Origin of the sequence: Chryseobacterium cheonjiense (genome assembly GCF_012927265.1) — a bacterium.
Taxonomy (GTDB): domain Bacteria; phylum Bacteroidota; class Bacteroidia; order Flavobacteriales; family Weeksellaceae; genus Chryseobacterium; species Chryseobacterium cheonjiense.
On record NZ_JABBGF010000003.1, the window covers coordinates 562,050 to 576,863 of the forward strand.

Genomic DNA, 14,814 nt, shown 5'->3' on the forward strand with positions numbered 1-14,814 from the left:
TTATTACAATATCGGTCCATAAAACAAAAAGTCCTCAGTAATGAGGACTTTTTCAATATGATCTTTATATTTTTAAGCTAAAATTCTTTTCACTGCTTCTTTCACCGCAGTTGAATCAATCTTATATTTCTTCATCAATTCCGCTGGGGTCGCAGACTCTCCAAAGGTATCATTCACCGCTACGAATTCCTGTCTGGTTGGTCTTCTTCTGGCAAGCATTCCTGCAATAGATTCTCCCATTCCTCCAAGGTAATTGTGTTCCTCAGCTGTTACAATTTTTCCTGTTTTTTCAACCGATTTCAGGATGATTTCTTCGTCTAAAGGTTTAATCGTGTGAATATTGATTACCTCACAAGAAATTCCTTCTTTTTCAAGCTCATCTGCAGCAACCAGAGATTCCCAAACAAGGTGACCTGTTGCAACGATGGTTACATCGGTCCCTTCCTGAAGCATAATTCCTTTTCCAATCTCGAAAGGCATATCTTCAGGCATGAAAACAGGAACGGTAGGTCTCCCGAATCTCAGGTAAACCGGACCTTCGTGTTCTGCAATTGCAAGGGTAGCAGCTTTTGTCTGGTTGTAGTCACAAGGATTGATTACCGTCATTCCTGGAAGCATTTTCATCATTCCGATGTCTTCCAGAACCTGGTGTGTCGCACCGTCTTCTCCTAAAGTAAGGCCAGCATGGGAAGCACAGATTTTTACATTTTTATTGGAATACGCGATAGACTGACGAATCTGGTCATACACTCTCGAAGTCGAAAAGTTCGCGAAAGTTCCCGTAAAAGGAATTTTTCCCGTGATGCTTAATCCTGCTGCCATACCCATCATATTGGCTTCTGCAATACCTACCTGGAAGAATCTCTCAGGAGCTTTTTCAATGAACTTCTCCATTTTCAAAGATCCGATAAGGTCTGCGCAAAGTGCTACAACATTTGGGTTTTTATCTGCCAATTCAGCCAATCCGGCTCCGAATCCTGAACGTGTATCTTTTTTTTCTGTATATGTAAATTTCATTTTCTAATTATTAATTAAGATTACTTATTACCAATTACTCATTACTTATAATTAATAATCAGCCGGAGCTTCTAAATACAATTGTTTGAATGCGGTATCCAGTTGTTCGTCATTAGGAGCTTTACCATGCCACGCGTGAGATCCCATCATGAAATCTACGCCATTCCCCATTTGAGTATGAAGGATGATAGCAACAGGTTTTTCTTTTCCCGTTTCGGTTTTTGCTTTCTCAAGAATAGCGATTACCGCTTCAAGATCATTGCCGTTTTTCTCTTCAAGCACGGTCCATCCGAAAGCCTCCAGCTTAGCATGAAGGTTTCCCAATGATAATACATTGTCTGTACTGCCGTCAATTTGCTGTCCGTTATAATCAATTGTGGAAATGATATTGTCAACTTTTTTGGAAGCAGCATACATGAAAGCCTCCCAGTTTTGCCCTTCCTGCAATTCTCCGTCTCCCTGTAAAGTATACACTAAAGAGCTGTCGCCATCTAATTTCTTACCCTGAGCCGCACCTAAAGCAACAGAAAGTCCCTGTCCTAAAGAACCTGACGCTACTCTGATCCCCGGAAGCCCTTCGTGAGTGGTAGGGTGTCCCTGCAATCTTGAATCCAGTTTTCTGAAAGTTCTCAGTTCATCTACCGGGAAAAATCCGAATCTCGCTAAAGTAGAATAGAATACCGGAGAAATATGCCCGTTCGAAAGATAGAAATGATCTTCATTTTTACCTTCCATGGTGAAAGGAAGTTTATAGTTCATTACCTTTCCGTAAAGTGCTGTGAAAAATTCGGTACAACCTAAGCTTCCACCCGGGTGGCCGGAATTCACAGCATGAACCATTCTTAAAATGTCTCTTCTGATTTGCGTAGTAAGAGATTTTAGCTCTTCGATGCTTTTACTCATTATATAAGATTTATTTACAAAGCGAATTTACAATTTTTTAATGGCTTACGGAAATGCAAAAACCCGGATTTGTGTCCGGGTTTTAATCTTTTAACGTATTTTTAATGATAAGTATTTTTTAGTAAGAGTAAAGTATTTTATATTAAATAAACTAATGAAGAGGAAATTAACGAAATATCGGAATTTTACAATTATTTTATTTTTTATTTGAAAATGATAAGTAAATGTTGATAAATATGAATAAAATGAAATTATTTCTTCCTGATCAGCCAAAGCCCGATAAAAGTAAGCAGACCATTAATAATTAAAAGTTCCAGCCCTATTTTGAATTCCCCGAAAAGTGTCTCCTGATACTTATCGATAAAGAACGAAATTACCGGTGCGGCAATACATACAAAAGGCACCAGTTTGTCTTTTACTTTAAACTTCGTGAAAATCCCGAAAGCAAATAAACCTAAAAGAGGTCCGTATGTAAATCCGGCAAGTTTAAGAATCAATCCGATCATCGAATTATCATTGATAACCTTAAAAATGATGACCATTATTAAAAATGATACCGCAACCAAAAGGTGGATGTTCTTTCTGAACTTCTCCTTCTTGCCATCGTCCCAGTGTGTTCTTTCTCTCATCCCGAAAATGTCGATACAAAGTGATGAAGTGAGTGCCGTCATCGCACCGTCCGCACTTGGAAACAATGCCGAAATAAGGGCAATGATAAAGATGATGGAGATAAACGGAGGCATATGATTCAGAGCGATATCCGGAAACAGCTGGTCGCCTGCGCTGGAAACACTTTCCTGGGCACCGTAAAGATGGAGAAGGCCACCCATATAAAGGAATAATGAAATAACACCCAGCAGAATAAAACCTAAAGTCACCATATTCTTCTGAGAATCTTTCAGTCTGGTTACGGAAAGACTTTTCTGCATCATTTCCTGATCTATTCCTGTCATGGTAATGGTAATAAAAGCTCCCGCGAGAATCTGTTTGATAAAGAAACTTTTCTGGTTCGAATCGAAATCAAAAATTTTGGTATAACCTTTTTCATTCATTGCCGTAAAACTGTCGCCAATGCTTAGTCCGAGATGATTCAGCATGTAAACCGTACAGATAATCAGTCCCAGAAGCATGCAGGAAGTCTGTAGGGTATCTGTCCAGACGATGGTTTTCACGCCTCCTTCATAGGTATAAAGAATGATCATGCCCAGGATGATAAGTGTAGTTACAATAAAAGGAACACCCAAACTGTCAAGGATGGAGACCTGCAGAATATTTACAACAAGATATAATCTCGCCGTTGCACCTACCAACCTTGAAACAATAAAGATCCATGCTCCGGATTTATAAGAAAGCTGTCCCATTCTCTGCTGAAGATAGCCATAAATAGACGTCAGTTTTAACCTGTAATACAAAGGAAGAAGAACATATGCAACAACGATGTATCCGATCAGGTATCCTAATGTAATCTGCAAATATGAAAATTTGTCATTTCCTACTGCTCCCGGAACACTCACAAAGGTAACTCCCGATAAAGAGGTTCCGATCATTCCGAAGGCAACAAGCATCCAGTTACTTTTACGGTTTCCTATGAAGAAACTTTCATTATCACTTCCTTTTCCGGTTTTGTATGCTACCCAGAGCAGTAATGCAAAGTATATGATGATAATGGATAATAAAATAATCGGAGACATGTTCTGTTTAAATTAAAATTTTAGCAAATATAGTTTTTTTATATTCTGCTCAAAAAAATAAAAACCTTCCGGATTTGTTCCGAAAGGTAGCATCTTTTTTAAATTAAGGTCGGGGTTAAATCGCTGAGATTACTTTAGTCCTAACCTCAACCTTACTCTTATCCTAAGCCTGTGTTTTGTTTACCAGTACATCCTGAAGCTCTTCATGTTTCTGGAAAGTAGCTTTTGCAAAAGGACACAGCGGAATGATGGTTTTTCCGTTTTTTCTTGCAAAATCTACCGAAGCCAGGAGCATTTCTTTACCAACACCTTTACCGTTGTATGCTTCTTCCACTTCGGTATGATCAATGATGAATCTTTCTTCTCCCGCCCAGGTATACGTCATCAAACCAGCGTGGTTTCCGTCTATGAACGCTTCAAAATTTCCGTTTTTCTCGTTGTTGCTTTGTCTTACTTCAATCATATTATGAAAATTTGGTTAATATTTCGATATCGTTAGTCAGTATTTTATGAATAGGGCATGCATCTGCAATAGTACGCAGCCTTTTCATCTGCTCCTCATCAGGGATCATACCTTCAAAAGTGATATCTCGTTTAAAAATGGCTCTCTTGGTTAAAGGAAAATTCTCAAGTTCCACTTCTACATGGATGGTATCAATATTCCATTCTTTTCTGTCGATGTACATTCTCAGGGTAGCTGCAGTACAGCTTGCCAGCGACGTTGCCAGAATTTCAAACGGATTGAAACCTTTGTTTCCGCCGCCTTTATCCACCGGTTCATCCGTAATGAGGGTATTTTCGCCGGCGATAACTTCGGTATAGTATTTTTCCTTGCCTAAGCTTGCTTTTACGGTTATAGACATTATATTGCTGTATTAAATTTATAACTTAATGCTCCTGAAGGGCAAAGGTCAATTTGGTTTTTAAGTTCCTCTGCTGTTGCATTTTCAGGTTTTAGCCAGGGCCTTTCTTTAGGATTGTACACTTTAGGAAGTGTTTTTACGCAAACTGCTGCATGAATACATTTTTTAGGCTGCCAAATGACTGTTATTTCTCCTGCTGCATATTCGTGTGTTTCCATATCAATTTTCGTTTAAAGTTTTTTCTATTCTTTTGTCCGGAATCAGCCACAGCACTGCTACTGTATAATAAAATACAACAGCAATGTAAGGATAAATAAATGAAATAATAATTCCGGAAACATACAGAACTATTGATACATTTTCCTTGAAGCGTGATGCAATTGCCTGTTTCAGCTTAGAATTTTCATCTTCATATTTCGCGATTGTATTTTCCAGAATGTTATAAGCAATCGCGCACAGCACAAGCCCGAATCCGTACGTTGCTACCGGATTTTTTGCAAAATGTGTTTCTCCGATCCAATCTGTGGCAAAAGGCATTAAAGAAAGCCAGAATAGCAGATGGAGATTTGCCCAAAGAATTTTTCCGTTTATTTTTTTCACGGCCTGAAACAAATGATGATGATTATTCCAGTAAATTCCTATGTATAGAAAGCTGAAAAGATAAGCCAGGAACTTTGGGATAAGAGGTTTAAGGCTTTGCCAGCTGTTTCCCTCCGGAACTTTCAGTTCCAGTACCATTATGGTGATGATGATTGCCAGAACACCATCACTGAAAGCTTCTAACCTTCCTTTGGACATTAGTTTCTGATCTGATTTTTAAAATTTGTTATTTTATCTTTAAGATCTTTAAGCATTTCGGGATCAATCACTCCTACTTCCAGATCGAAATTCTCGTAGAACTTTGGAAGTGAAAACGTTTCCTTAACCTCGCCCCCGAACTGCGGGAAAAAAGTTTTTGCCGTGTTCATTACATTTCCGCCGCCGTAACCTCCGGGAGAGGTCGACATTAGAAGCATCGGCCTGTTTTGAAAGACTTTTACATTGATTCTCGAAGCCCAGTCGAACACGTTTTTAAAAGCCGCACTGTACGATCTGTTGTGCTCGGCCAGAGAACAGATAATGGCATCGCATTCTTCAATCACTTGTAAAAAATGATGGGCTTCGTCCGGAAAACCTTTCTTTTCGCGGTCTACAGAAAAAACAGGCATGTCGAAATCATTTAAATCAATTAAATTAATCTCGTCATCCTGAAAATCTTTCAACACAAACTTTACCAGTTCTTTGTTGATGGAGGTGGAAGAAGTGCTTCCCGCAAATGCTAATATTTTCATAATTTATTTTTTCTTCCTACGGTTTTTTGTTTAATATTGCTTTTGGAAGCGGAACATAATCTTCTTCATCCCCCGGAACCAGAGGAAAAGCTTCATGATTCTGGTCGTTCCAGTTTACTTTTGCCTGCTCTATCAATTCTTTGTCGGAATTTACAAAATTCCAGAATATAAAACGTTCTTCATCGAAAGGTTCACCTCCAAAAAGATAAACCGTTCCGTTTTCGCTCATATCAAATTCGCATAATTTTGTGTCCTTGGCAATCATCAGCTGCTTGGAACCGTATGAATTTCCGTCTGTAGAAACCGTTCCGTCCAGCACATACATGGCTGCTTCTCCGTAAAGATCTTTTCCGATACTAATCTTTTTAGCGTCTTTTGTTTTAATTTCAATAAAAAATAATTTGCTGTGAACGGGAACCGGAGATTTTCTGCCGAAAGCTTCACCTGCAATCAGTTTATATTTTATGCCGTCTTCTTCCCAATCCGGAATTTCATCCGCTTCAATATGATGGAACGTAGGTTCGGATTGTTCGAGATGTCTCGGGAGACCTACCCAGATCTGAAAACCGTGAAGTCTCTTGTCAGAATGTCTCAGGTATTCAGGTGTCCTCTCAGAATGCACAACTCCTTTTCCTGCCGTCATCCAGTTTACGGCTCCCGGCTGGATTTCAATAGCGCTTCCTACACTGTCCCTGTGAAAGATTGAACCTTCCAGAAGGTATGTTAATGTTGAAAGTCCGATATGTGGATGCGGCGGGACGTCAAGATTCTGATAGTCTTTCAGTTCAGCGGGACCCATGTGATCGATAAAAACAAAGGGTCCGACGGCTCTCTTTTCGCGGAAAGGTAAAAGTCTTCCCACCAGGAAGTTTCCGATATCTGCAGATTTCTCTTCTATAATAAGGCCGATATTTGACATGATAATTATTTTTTTAAGCTAATGTATTTAAAATTAAAATATTGAAAGTATTAGGAAATCAAATCTGGTCGTATCCGTGGAATCTTTCATCCACGACACGTTTCCATTCAGGATTTTTTCTGATGAATGACTGTATGTAAGGGCAGAATGGAAGTGCCTTTTTATGATGGTCTTCAATAAAATGCAGCGTTTTTTCCACAACTGCTTCCGCTGCGCCTGTTCCGGCAATAAGAAGATCAGCCTCGGTATGATTCAGGGCGATCTGGCTTCCCATTTGTCGGTAATCGATGAATGCATGATTACCGTTAAATTCTATTTCGAATCGTTCTCCGGTATCCTGTAAAGGAATATGTTCGAATTCTGGTTTCATAGTGGGTTGTTAAAATTGTAATGAATAAGGTCATTTTTGGAAACTTAATTCTGAAAATCAGTGTCTATTTTTACAATAGATAAATGACAGAATCCTATACACATTTTCCATAAAAATAAGGAAAAATAATAAACTGATTTAAGTTTTAAATTAAATTAATCTTCGAGGTAGCCAAATCTTCCGAGGTTGTAATCTTCAAAAGCCTGCGTGATTTCCTCTCTTGAATTCATCACAAAAGGACCGTGTGCATAGATCTGCTCATTTAGAGGCATACCACTTATAATAAGGATGATGCTGTCTTCCTTAGCTTCAATCGTAAATGTTTCACCCTCATTTTTAAACAATACAAAATGATTGACCGGAATTTTCCCTTCATTGTTTATGGTAATACTTCCTTCGATTACCAAGGCTGCCGTATTAAAATCTGCCGGAAAACTAAAATCAGCTTTTCCGTCTTTTTTAAGTTTTGCATTCATCATATGCACAGGGCTGAATGTAGAAGCCGGACCCTTCTGGTCTCCATACGTTCCGGCAATAATTTCAACAAAGCCGTTTTCTCCGAGATCGGCTATTGTCATGTCTGCGTTACGGATTGCCTGGTATTTCGGGCAGCTCATTTTATATACCGAGGGAAGGTTTACCCAAAGCTGAACCATTTGGAAAATTCCGCCTGTCTTTGCCCATTCCTTTTCATGATATTCTTTATGAAGAACTCCTTTTGCTGCTGTCATCCACTGTACATCACCTTCACCGATGATTCCGCCTCCTCCGGCACTGTCGTGATGCTGAACTTGTCCTTTATAAGCGATGGTAACAGTTTCAAAACCTCTGTGCGGATGCACGCCAACACCGCGTGGCTGGTCTGTTCCGTTGAAATGAAACTTTGAATTGTAATCCAGCATAATGAAAGGATCCATTCTTTTCATATCTATTCCTTGTGTGCCCGGAATAAAATTATGTACCCGGAAACCATCACCCACAAAATGAGCGGGCTTTGGCGATATAATTTTTTCTACTTGTTTGGTTGCCATAATTGTTGGTGTTTACAGCAAAGGTAAAATAAGTGGAAAGGAGGTGCATTGACCTGTGGTAATATCGGATTTAGTGAGTTTAACGGAAAATATTTTAACCGCAAAAGCTGCAAAAGATTTTTAAGACATAAGATAATTGTTAGCTTATCAACTTTGAGAAAACAAGAACACATGAGTTTTGAAAATCAAGATTTCATTTTATATAAACATCTATTGTAAATTCGGGTAAATGTGTGGTATTTATTTACAATATCTTATTAATCTGCAAAATCTGTGTGATTTGCGCGAGATGATCTTAATTCATATCAATTTATTCTTCCTTGGATTTCATGTTTTTTCCATCCGAAATATGCAGTCTTCTGAAAACAAAACCGGAAATAATAGTAAGAATACCAATGGTAAGAAATGTGTAGCGAAAAGCGTTGTGAGGTTCGCCATGAATAAGATCAGTATTTTCAAAAATCTTCAGGACAATCAAACCGAACGCAATCCCAAAACCGATTGCCAGCTGCTGGTTGACGGATAAGAGCGAATTTCCGCTACTGGTCTGAAAATTCCGGAGGTCTGCAATGGAAATCGTATTCATTGAGGTAAACTGGATTGAGTTAAAAAATCCCAATACTGCAATAATCGGTACAAACCAATATAGCGAAGTATTAATATCAGGAATAGCGAGCAGGCATATGAGCGTCCCGATAATGAAAGTATTGATCATGAGTGTCTGGCGGTAACCGAACTTATTTAATATCTTAATGACATATGACTTTCCAAAGATTGCTGTAAGAGCCATAGGAGCAATAATCCATCCGGAAGTAACAGCTGATTGTCCGTAGGCAATCTGGATCATTAACGGTAATAAGAGTGGAACTGAACTGATGCCCAACCTGGTGGCCAGATTTCCTACAATTCCCACTCTGAAAGTTCTTACCTTGAATAAATTTAACGGAAAAATGGGACTTTCATCTTTTTTTGCATGACGATAATAGTAATACATAAAAAGGAATCCCAGAATAAAGACGACAAGAACAGGAGTGGTATTCTGAAGATCTCCGAAAAGTTCAAGTGAAACGGATAGCAGGAGAGAAGCCGCTGCAAAAATTAAGAACCCCTTCAGGTCAAAATCTACATCTGCAGATTTGTAATTGGGCATAAATTTAAGCCCTAACGTCACACCAAGAATTCCGATCGGTATGTTGATGAGAAAAATCCAGTGCCACGAAAGGTAATCTACCATATATCCTCCAACGAGCGGACCAAGAACCGGACCGATAAGTGCCGGAATAATTGCGAAATTCATGGCTTTAAGCAATTCGTTTTTATCAAATGTTTTGATGAGCGCCAGTTTTCCGACCGGTGTCATGAGACTCCCGCCGATTCCCTGTACTACCCGCGAGATAACAAGATGGGTCAGGTTTTGTGAAAGGGCACAGAAAAGAGAACCCAGACTGAATAATACAATAGAAAAAATGAAGATTTTTTTTGTTCCGAACCTATCTGCCAGAAATCCACTGGCCGGCATAAATACCGCAAGAGTTAAAACATAGCTGATAATCGCATTCTGCATGTTCAATGGTGATTCTTTAAGGTCTCTTGCAATAGCAGGAAGTGAGGTATTGAGAACGGTAGAATCCAGCATCTGCATAAAGATCGCAGTTGCTAAAATGAGCGGTAATATTTTTTTAATCGAATTAGGTTGCGAAACTGCTTCTGACATTTTTCTGCTTACTGGTTGTTTCCAGATTTGTTTGGTTCAAAGAATAGAATGGTATTGTTACAGCAATATTTATTCCTTTGGTCCTATTTTATTTTAAAAAGCTTTTGAATGATGAGCGAGAATGTTGTTTTTCAGACAATCAAAAAGTCCCGCAGATTCTGCAGGACTTCTCATTTATTTTCTTGGTTTTTCAACCCCTTTCCACTCGTCGCCGGCTTTTCTGTACTGGCTCAGTTCGAAGGTTTTGAAATCTTTCGTTTTGTATTCGATATTATCCGTATTCTGCTCAAACGGCATGATGTAATAAAAATCTGCATCCGTTCTGTCTGTTTTGGTTCCTTTTTTTACGGAAGGAACATATTTTGTGAACTTATAGCTTGGAAGATACTGCTTTAATCTTGCATAGAAAGCTTTATTCTCTTTCTCATCAGGAATGATATTCACGATGTTGAAGTCGTCTTTCTTTTTGTCGATCCACAGGTAATACGTTGTATCTTCTCCGGTATTTCTGTTATTAGAGTTGAAAGCAAAAAGCTCTTTCGGTACCAGTTCCTTGATTTTTTCAGCATCAACCTTCGTGTAATATTGTCCTTTTGAAGGGTCTACATACGTTTCAAGGTTGTACATCAGAACAGAATTGTTCTCAAGGTTTTTATTTTTGAAATACTGATTCAAAGATAATTCTGCAGTTTCTCTTAGCTCTTTTCCTCTGTCATCAAGCTTTTTGGTAAGATTCTGAGGATTTACTTTCTTTACAAATTCGTATAAAACCTTCGGCTTTATTTCTTTCAGGTGGGGGTATGTTTTCAGCTGCTCAGCTTTTACCAGCCAATAGTATTGTTGATAAAAGTCTTCTTTATCAGCATCCTTCACACTTTTATACACCATTGCAAGTTTTTTGGAGCTAAGATATTTGCCGTATTTTCCCTGTCCGAAAGCCAAAGTCATGGATAATAAAGCAAATAAGATAGTAATGTTTCTTCTCATTTTATTATAATTGATATTTTCGTTTTCCAAATATAATTATTTATTAGATAATATTTTTGATTAACGGTTAAATTCTGACATTATTATTAAGGTTAATTCAAAAGAAAATCCTGTATTGCTACAGGATTGATAAATTTTTATTTGAGTTGCAGGTTTTTAGAGTAAAGAATTTAGTTTTAAAATTGATAATAACCGAGATATTCAAGTTATTTTCAAAACTCAAAAACGCTCATATTCTAACCCTCAAACTTATTCTCCGTAAGATGTTTCGTGTACTTTTACGGCTCTTCCGCTCGGATCGTTCATGTTTTTAAAAGCTTCATCCCATTCCAGTGCAATTGGAGTTGAACAGGCTACGGAAGGAACGGAAGGAACGGTAGCAGCGGCCGTTTCACTTGGAAAATGTTCCTCAAAAATAGACCGGTAACGGTACTCTTCTTTATTCTGAGGCGTGTTCAAAGGAAATCTGAATCGTGCATTTGCCATCATTTCATCGGTTACTTCTTTTTCGGCAACCGCTTTCAGGCTGTCAATCCAGGAATAACCGACCCCATCTGAAAACTGTTCTTTCTGTCTCCATACAATAGATTCAGGAAGAATGTCCTCGAAGGCTTTTCTTAATACCCATTTTTCTATTTTTCCTTCAGCCGCATTTACCATCTTGTCTTTAGGGTTGATGGCCATTGCAATATCCATAAATTCTTTATCTAAAAAAGGTACACGGCCCTCAATACCCCAGCTCATAAGGGCTTTGTTGGCGCGCAGACAATCGTAAAGGTGAAGTTTACCAAGCTTTCTCACGGTTTCATCATGGAATTCCTTTGCATTAGGGGCCTTATGGAAATATAAATATCCGCCGAACAGTTCATCAGAACCTTCCCCGGAAAGCACCATTTTGATTCCCATTGATTTAATAACTCTTGCCAGAAGATACATGGGGGTAGAAGCTCTTACGGTGGTAACGTCATATGTTTCAAGATGATAAATTACATCACGGATGGCATCGAGCCCTTCCTGCACGGTAAAGTGAACTTCATGATGAACCGACCCGATATGTTCCGCGGCTTTTTGAGCTGCTGCCAGATCGGGAGAACCTACAAGACCTACGGCAAAGCTGTGCAGTCTTGGATACCACGCTTCCTGAGTGTCACCACTTTCTACTCTCTGTCTTGCAAATTTTGCTGTTACCGCAGAAATCACTGAAGAATCAAGGCCACCGGAAAGCAGCACGCCATAAGGAACATCGCTCATCAGCTGACGGTGTACAGCATCTTCCAATCCTTTTCTTAATGCAGCAATATCTGTTTCTTTATCTTTAACAGCATCATAGCTTTCCCAGTCTCTTTTGTACCATTGCTGGAGTTCGCTGCCATCTTTGCTGTATATCAAATGTCCTGGTAAAAATGTTTCAATTTTTTTACAGATGCCTTCCAATGCTTTTAGTTCGGAGGCTACATAATAATTTCCGTTTCTGTCCCATCCCTGGTACAGCGGGCATATCCCCATATGATCCCGGGCGATGAGGTAAATATCATTTTCGGTATCGTATAAGGAAAAAGCAAAAATACCGTTCAGTTTTTCTAAAAAATCCTTACCGTATTTTCTGTACAGGGCTAAAATTACTTCGCAGTCAGATTGTGTCTGAAATTCGTAATCAGGAAATTCTTCCTTTAATTCGCTATGGTTATAGATTTCCCCGTTTACGGCGAGAACAACTTTCCCGTCTTTGGTAAAAAGCGGCTGTTTTCCCGATGTAGGATCTACGATGGCGAGCCTTTCATGAGAGAAGACTACTTTTTCATCCTGGAAAACCCCGCTCCAGTCAGGACCACGGTGACGAATTTTCTTAGACATTTCGAGAACCTGGGGTCTTAATATTTCGGTTTTTTGTTTGGCGTCAAAGAGACATACAATTCCACACATTGTTTTATCATTTAATTTTAAAACAAAAGTATCGGTGTGGTTGATAATAAACAATAAAAAAAATCATTAAGTGTATATTTTTAACTTAATAATTTATTATTAGGAAAAATTTTAATTATAATTAAAATTTGATATGATTTTAGTTAATTTTTTTCGTCACAGATATATTGTTAAACATATACAAAATAAAAATTTAATATTTATTAATCTATGATAATTAATTCCAAAAAATTTTACCATTACTTTGTGGCTCGAAATAATTTTTTTTCATCATTTGTGTTTTTACCTTCTTGCAGAGTCAATTTGCGAGAAGGTTTTTTTTATTCATTACCCAACAACACTCCTGAAACATTCCATGAACTGAAACTGTTTCCTTCCGTAGGACCCTGAGGAATTTTTACCTGAATGGTATGTTTTCCGGCCTTCAGATCTCCGAGAGGAATTAAATTCGGGTTGGTAACGGTTCCGGGACACCAGTTGGAACGGCTTAAGTCGGATGAAGAAAGTCCATCGCCGAAATTTCCGGATGCCGGGTTATAAAGACGGTAAGAACCGCAATCTGATCTCCAGGGAATAAAAGAAAATACCATTTTTCCATCCAATAATATAGAATTGGTTTTCGGTACAAATTCATCACCGTTTTCCCAGCCTCCATGTCCGGTGGTAATATATCTCAATTGTGCGTTCTTAAGGTGTTTTGGTAAGGTGAATTCCACCAGCAAACCTTTATCCTCATTGAACATGGTAGAATAGTCCTGTCCGGCCATTTCCATAATGTTCAGAGTGTTGAATAAAGGAATTACGGTATTGTTTTTATAAATGGTCTGATCGCTTTTGTGAATGGTGATTTCCAGGCTTACTTTGTGGCCGCCTTTATCATAGTTTCCGATAAAAGTTCCGATCCATAATTCTTTTTCACTTAAAGCAGGTTTTAGTTCCGTGATATCCTGACGATACGGACTGATTGTCTGCCAAGTTTTGTCTTTAAGCTGAATATGGTTAAATTTATTAATTCCGAAAGCCGTAAAGAAACGCATCATTTCAACGGCGGGGTTATAATTTTGTGTTGTTTTAACACCGAAGTATTCCTTTCCGTTTCCGTTATTGTATACCGGAAGGGTTTTTACACCGTTTTCCAGTCCGTCCAGAAAAGATTCTTTTTTATCCTGCGGAATAAAGAATACCGTGCCGGTTCTGTCGTAGGCATCACCATTGGACTGCTGTTTAAGCTCAACAAAAATATTATCGCCATCTTTTATTGTCGGAAATTTGATTTTTTTCAGAATAATCGTTCCGTTGGCAAATCTTTTAATTTCGTTCTCTGATTTCGAATCACCGGAAAAATTAATGGTTTCGTCTTCAAAAACTTTCAAAGTGGTGAATCTGCTTTTCCAGACCCGGTCTTTATAACCAAGCTGATCGATGGAAGTAACATGACTGCTGAGAATTTTATCAATATCAGTTTTTTTGACTTTTTTAATTGAACTCGCCGTAACCAGAGAATTTTTATTTCTTTCGATTTCCAATACAAAGCCTAAACTCTGTCCCAAAACGGATGGTCCTCCGTTGATCTTCAAATCAGTAGTGTACCAGATTTCGATGGTGTTGGAATTGATTTTGGTTACTGCTTTTTTGCAATTGTAGCCTAAAATTTTCTTTGTTTCACTGGTAAATTCAAAAGTTTGTTTGCCTATAGATTCTGCATCGGAAGTCGATATGATTTCATCAGGTTTCAGAAAAGCATAAGAAATTACGGTATTGGAAGGTTTCTCAATTTTGGTAATCTCAAATGGAAATTCCGCTTTCTGTTCCCTGATTTTCGTATTCAAAATAAAATTTTCTTTTTCATTGGCCCAGACTAAAGTTGGAGACTGGTCGGGAGTTATTTTTCCATTATATGAACTTATATACTGAACCTCATAGGTTTGCGAAAAGGAAAATAGTGATAATAGAATAAAAAAACTGAGTAAGATCTTTTGATGCATGTGGATTGATAGTTTTCACAAAGATAAATTTTAAATCTTTTGCAGGTGTACTAAATAAAAACTACTCCAAAATAGAGTAG

General features: G+C 38.3%; 15 protein-coding genes. All 15 read right to left on the bottom strand.

From position 1 onward, the window contains the following. Positions 1 to 72: 72 nt before the first annotated feature. Entirely contained in the window at positions 73 to 1,017 is a 945-nt protein-coding gene (locus HHL20_RS17390) for a transketolase family protein (protein WP_169232435.1), read from the bottom strand. Positions 1,018 to 1,068: 51 nt separating this feature from the next. Continuing rightward, positions 1,069 to 1,920, bottom strand: a complete 852-nt coding sequence (locus tag HHL20_RS17395; RefSeq protein WP_169232436.1) for a transketolase — start codon at positions 1,918 to 1,920, stop codon at positions 1,069 to 1,071. 251 nt (positions 1,921 to 2,171) lie between these two features. After that, positions 2,172 to 3,611, bottom strand: a complete 1,440-nt coding sequence (locus tag HHL20_RS17400) for a sodium:solute symporter (RefSeq protein WP_169232437.1) — start codon at positions 3,609 to 3,611, stop codon at positions 2,172 to 2,174. A 163-nt stretch (positions 3,612 to 3,774) separates the two neighbouring features. Next, the gene (locus HHL20_RS17405) at positions 3,775 to 4,074 is read right to left on the bottom strand and encodes a GNAT family N-acetyltransferase (protein WP_185194835.1); all 300 of its coding nucleotides are present in this window, start codon (positions 4,072 to 4,074) and stop codon (positions 3,775 to 3,777) included. Between the two features lies 1 nt (position 4,075). After that, complete coding sequence (locus HHL20_RS17410; protein ID WP_169232438.1) at positions 4,076 to 4,474, bottom strand: OsmC family protein; 399 nt, start codon at positions 4,472 to 4,474, stop codon at positions 4,076 to 4,078. After that, positions 4,474 to 4,692, bottom strand: a complete 219-nt coding sequence (locus HHL20_RS17415; RefSeq protein WP_169232439.1) for a (4Fe-4S)-binding protein — start codon at positions 4,690 to 4,692, stop codon at positions 4,474 to 4,476. Before HHL20_RS17415 ends, HHL20_RS17410 begins: the two co-directional genes overlap by 1 nt. 1 nt (position 4,693) lies before the next feature. Beyond that, on the bottom strand, positions 4,694 to 5,272 hold the full coding sequence (locus tag HHL20_RS17420) for a TMEM175 family protein (RefSeq protein ID WP_169232440.1): 579 nt from the start codon (positions 5,270 to 5,272) through the stop codon (positions 4,694 to 4,696). Next, positions 5,272 to 5,805, bottom strand: coding sequence for an NADPH-dependent FMN reductase (locus HHL20_RS17425; RefSeq protein ID WP_169232441.1), 534 nt, complete (start codon positions 5,803 to 5,805; stop codon positions 5,272 to 5,274). Before HHL20_RS17425 ends, HHL20_RS17420 begins: the two co-directional genes overlap by 1 nt. Before the next feature lie 16 nt (positions 5,806 to 5,821). After that, a complete protein-coding gene (locus HHL20_RS17430; RefSeq protein WP_169232442.1) occupies positions 5,822 to 6,724 on the bottom strand; it encodes a pirin family protein in 903 nt (300 codons plus the stop codon). 58 nt (positions 6,725 to 6,782) lie between these two features. Next, on the bottom strand, positions 6,783 to 7,094 hold the full coding sequence (locus tag HHL20_RS17435; RefSeq protein WP_169232443.1) for a GNAT family N-acetyltransferase: 312 nt from the start codon (positions 7,092 to 7,094) through the stop codon (positions 6,783 to 6,785). A 155-nt stretch (positions 7,095 to 7,249) separates the two neighbouring features. Continuing rightward, the gene (locus tag HHL20_RS17440) at positions 7,250 to 8,125 is read right to left on the bottom strand and encodes a pirin family protein (RefSeq protein WP_169232444.1); all 876 of its coding nucleotides are present in this window, start codon (positions 8,123 to 8,125) and stop codon (positions 7,250 to 7,252) included. A gap of 310 nt (positions 8,126 to 8,435) precedes the next feature. Then, the gene (locus HHL20_RS17445) at positions 8,436 to 9,839 is read right to left on the bottom strand and encodes an MFS transporter (protein WP_169232445.1); all 1,404 of its coding nucleotides are present in this window, start codon (positions 9,837 to 9,839) and stop codon (positions 8,436 to 8,438) included. Between the two features lie 174 nt (positions 9,840 to 10,013). Further along, entirely contained in the window at positions 10,014 to 10,856 is an 843-nt protein-coding gene (locus HHL20_RS17450; protein ID WP_228463218.1) for a hypothetical protein, read from the bottom strand. 219 nt (positions 10,857 to 11,075) lie between these two features. Further along, positions 11,076 to 12,749, bottom strand: a complete 1,674-nt coding sequence (asnB, locus tag HHL20_RS17455; protein ID WP_169232447.1) for an asparagine synthase B — start codon at positions 12,747 to 12,749, stop codon at positions 11,076 to 11,078. A gap of 320 nt (positions 12,750 to 13,069) precedes the next feature. Continuing rightward, positions 13,070 to 14,734, bottom strand: coding sequence for a GLPGLI family protein (locus HHL20_RS17460; RefSeq protein ID WP_169232448.1), 1,665 nt, complete (start codon positions 14,732 to 14,734; stop codon positions 13,070 to 13,072). Positions 14,735 to 14,814: the final 80 nt, after the last annotated feature.

Coding starts and splice junctions, on each gene's coding strand:
- HHL20_RS17410 (WP_169232438.1), bottom strand. CDS start 4,474: ATGTCTATAACCGTAAAAGCAAGCTTAGGCAAGGAAAAATACTATACC.
- HHL20_RS17430 (WP_169232442.1), bottom strand. CDS start 6,724: ATGTCAAATATCGGCCTTATTATAGAAGAGAAATCTGCAGATATCGGA.
- HHL20_RS17405 (WP_185194835.1), bottom strand. CDS start 4,074: ATGATTGAAGTAAGACAAAGCAACAACGAGAAAAACGGAAATTTTGAA.
- HHL20_RS17440 (WP_169232444.1), bottom strand. CDS start 8,125: ATGGCAACCAAACAAGTAGAAAAAATTATATCGCCAAAGCCCGCTCAT.
- HHL20_RS17400 (WP_169232437.1), bottom strand. CDS start 3,611: ATGTCTCCGATTATTTTATTATCCATTATCATCATATACTTTGCATTA.
- HHL20_RS17425 (WP_169232441.1), bottom strand. CDS start 5,805: ATGAAAATATTAGCATTTGCGGGAAGCACTTCTTCCACCTCCATCAAC.
- HHL20_RS17390 (WP_169232435.1), bottom strand. CDS start 1,017: ATGAAATTTACATATACAGAAAAAAAAGATACACGTTCAGGATTCGGA.
- HHL20_RS17460 (WP_169232448.1), bottom strand. CDS start 14,734: ATGCATCAAAAGATCTTACTCAGTTTTTTTATTCTATTATCACTATTT.
- HHL20_RS17420 (WP_169232440.1), bottom strand. CDS start 5,272: ATGTCCAAAGGAAGGTTAGAAGCTTTCAGTGATGGTGTTCTGGCAATC.
- HHL20_RS17415 (WP_169232439.1), bottom strand. CDS start 4,692: ATGGAAACACACGAATATGCAGCAGGAGAAATAACAGTCATTTGGCAG.
- HHL20_RS17445 (WP_169232445.1), bottom strand. CDS start 9,839: ATGTCAGAAGCAGTTTCGCAACCTAATTCGATTAAAAAAATATTACCG.
- asnB (WP_169232447.1), bottom strand. CDS start 12,749: ATGTGTGGAATTGTATGTCTCTTTGACGCCAAACAAAAAACCGAAATA.
- HHL20_RS17435 (WP_169232443.1), bottom strand. CDS start 7,094: ATGAAACCAGAATTCGAACATATTCCTTTACAGGATACCGGAGAACGA.
- HHL20_RS17395 (WP_169232436.1), bottom strand. CDS start 1,920: ATGAGTAAAAGCATCGAAGAGCTAAAATCTCTTACTACGCAAATCAGA.